Below are 2,907 nucleotides of genomic sequence, written 5' to 3'. Positions count from 1 at the left end.
AAGTTCGCACTGTCATGCCGCGGAGCGCGTGCTTGTGCCTACGGCAGTAGTTACGCTCCGTGGTCCGAGCATGCGACTCTGCCGAAGCGTTCAGGCCGTGTCCATAACCCTGCCGGCGGCTCTCGTCGCCATCGATCCAATAGCGTGTCGCAGCTGATGAAGGGCTACGTGTGGCAGACGAACAGCTTCGGCGTTTCTTTCCCGGCCTGGACGTGGACGGATTTTGGGACGATATTGAGCAACTAGGATGCATGTATGGCGACGGTTTTCCCTCGGACGAACTGATCGCGTCGGTCGAGGCGGAGCTGGGGTTCCGGTTGCCTGCCTCGTACGTGGCACTGATGCGGACGCGCAACGGTGGTGTGCCGCGTAGTACTTGCTGCCCGGCACCGAGCAGGACAACCTGGGCCGAGGACCACGTCGCCCTCACCTCGATCATGGGGATCGGCCGGGAGGAGTGTTCGCTGGCGGGCCCGTCCGGCAGCCGCTTCTTCGTCCAGGAATGGGGTTATCCACCGGTCGGTGTGTACTTCGCCGACTGCCCATCTGCGGGCCACGACATGATCGCTTTCGACTACCGCGACTGCGGGCCCGACGGCGAACCGCGCGTCGTCCATGTCGACCAGGAAGTCGACTACAGGATCACCATGCTGGCGCCCGACTTTGCCAGCTTCGTCCAAGGACTGCGGCCGGACAGCGACTACAACCGCGACTGAACGCGTATCCGGACCTGGCGCTGTTGCCGCACCCGTCTGGTGCGCCTGTCACTGCCCGTACACGGGGCCGCGAACTGGTCGGGTTCGGCCGGCGAGCGCGGACCTTGCGTCAACGACCGCCGCGTCTACCTGGGCCTTCGCCATGGATTACGGAACGCCCCGCTTAACCGCCCACCGGCGATCCCCACCATCACCCGGGCCGGATGGGCGAGGGCGATTCCGGATCTGGCGATCCGCGCGACAGGCAGCCTTCGCAGGTCGTGGGTGTGCTGGCTGGTACTCCGGTTGCGCAAGCTTGGTACGTGCGCGAGCAGCGGAACTCCCGGTCGACGCTGCCCGACTGCCCGTCTTTGCCGCACGGGGATTGCAGCCAACCGGAGGTTAAGCCCCGGAGCCCGTTGGAGCCATCGGACAAACTGACCTTCGCCGACGCGGCGACGGCGGCGATCTTTGCGATGCTTGATGAGCTGTGTCCGAGCGCCGTTGCCGGCCTTCTGCCGGTGCCTACGGCCGGGCGGGCGAGTTCGGGCGTGTAGCCGCTGGCGCAGCGTCTCGCGTCTGGCGCGTCGGCGGCCGAACGAACTACGTCATTCGGCCGGCAGAGAATGGAGGCTTTGCACGGTCGAGCCTGGGAGGCAGTGCCGCCGTGGGCATCCCGCGGCCTTAAACGATCGATGACACATGCCGTTGTCACTAGCCTGTCCTCATGCCTGACGATCTGGAGGCCGCAGTCGGCCGACTCTACGCGGCGTTCATGAGTGCGCGGCTGGGCGACAGCGTCGGGTTCTGCGACCACTGTGTCGACCCTGCACAGGTGGAGGATCTGCGGGTTACCCCGCTGCGGCAGCTGACTCCGCGGCAACTCGGTCCGCTGCTGTTCAACGCCATAAACACCTGGGGCGACGTAACGTACTTCACGCATTTCTTGCCGCGCCTGTTGGAGTTGGTCGCGGCCGGCGAAATGGAGAACTGGAGCTACTCGGTCTTCCTGCCCGGTCCTCTGGCACAGTGCCGGGAATCGGCGACGGAGGATCAGCGCGACGCCATCGCCGATTTCCTGCGGGCTTGGTGGACCGCGGCCATATCGCGAGAGGACTGTCCGTGCCTACCTCGTGACGTGCTCGAAGTGATCGACGGTTGCGGACTCGCGGTGGAGCCCTTCCTCGATACGTGGTCGACAACCCCGGGCGAGACGGCGGCTCGGCAACTGGCGGATTTCGTGACGGACTGGGCCTTAGGAAGCGCGGGATCCGATCGGCTTACCGCCGCGATCGACCATTGGTTCCGCAGTGACGCCCCATCCATCCTCCTTCGCCAACGCCCCGAACCGGCTTGCACCCTCGAAATCACCGAAGCGATCGACTGCCTCGCCCTTTACCGGGCGTCACCAAAAGTCAGCAGGTTTCATCCCCTCGGATGACAACGTGACGGCCCTGATCTCTGCGGCCCCTGCGAGGTTCACCGAATGCCTCACCGGTCGAACACACAGCCGCTTCGCGGTCAGCCGAAAATAGAGATGAGGCGCATTATTCTGCCGCTGATAAGCGCGGCCCGGTCCAGTGGCAGGCGCGGGCTACTGCTGCGGCGTGCGGGCCGACGGGCGGTTGCGGGTACAACGCCCGCCGGCAGGGCCAAGAGTACGAGACCTTAGTCTGGAGCGAGAGAAGCATCCTGATCTGCCGCCGTCGCACGTGCAGGTCGAGGACAGCATGTTGCTTCGCATGCGCGGGCTTTGCTGCTATCGGCTTTTGAACCTGTCGGTGAGCATTCGTCGGCCGTATGCGGCAAGGGCTCGGCGGTACGGACTGCTTAGGAAAATCGGCGCCAGCCCATCGGGTGAGCCAGGACGATGATCAGCGTGCCCACGGGGCCCCACAGGCTCGGGACGAACCACGGCCGGTGATCAAGACCCTTGCGGCGGACGAGCCACTGATTCAGGGGGTAAGTGGCTGCGACGATACCCAGCCACATCAACCAGCCCACGTTTCTCATCGCCCCGTACCCTCGTGTAGATCGCCAGGACTCTAGCTTTGCGCTGCCGGCAGGTGTTCCCCTCCTCGGGCCGAAGCCGTATCCCTTCGGGCCGCAGATGGGTCCGTTGACCGCTTGGCTTCAACTGGGAGGGCCATAGTCGCGGCTGGCGGGCTGAGAATACGGATCTGCCGTCTACCGCGCAGCGCTCTGCGGCGAG

General features: G+C 65.1%; 2 protein-coding genes. Both read left to right on the top strand.

Annotation, left to right across the window (positions count from 1 at the left end; all coding sequences use genetic code 11):
* Positions 1 to 170: 170 nt before the first annotated feature.
* On the top strand, positions 171 to 716 hold the full coding sequence (locus Ato02nite_RS49915) for an SMI1/KNR4 family protein (protein ID WP_246608242.1): 546 nt from the start codon (positions 171 to 173) through the stop codon (positions 714 to 716).
* A 706-nt stretch (positions 717 to 1,422) separates the two neighbouring features.
* Positions 1,423 to 2,136 carry a hypothetical protein gene (locus tag Ato02nite_RS49910; RefSeq protein ID WP_213013786.1) on the top strand — a complete coding sequence of 238 codons (714 nt, stop codon included), beginning with the start codon at positions 1,423 to 1,425 and terminating at the stop codon, positions 2,134 to 2,136.
* The last annotated feature ends 771 nt before the right edge of the window (positions 2,137 to 2,907 follow it).

Origin of the sequence: Paractinoplanes toevensis, assembly GCF_018332695.1 — a bacterium.
Taxonomy (GTDB): Bacteria; Actinomycetota; Actinomycetes; order Mycobacteriales; family Micromonosporaceae; genus Actinoplanes; species Actinoplanes toevensis.
Note: the sequence above shows the minus strand (reverse complement) of the source record. Positions and strands in the feature narration are given on the sequence as shown.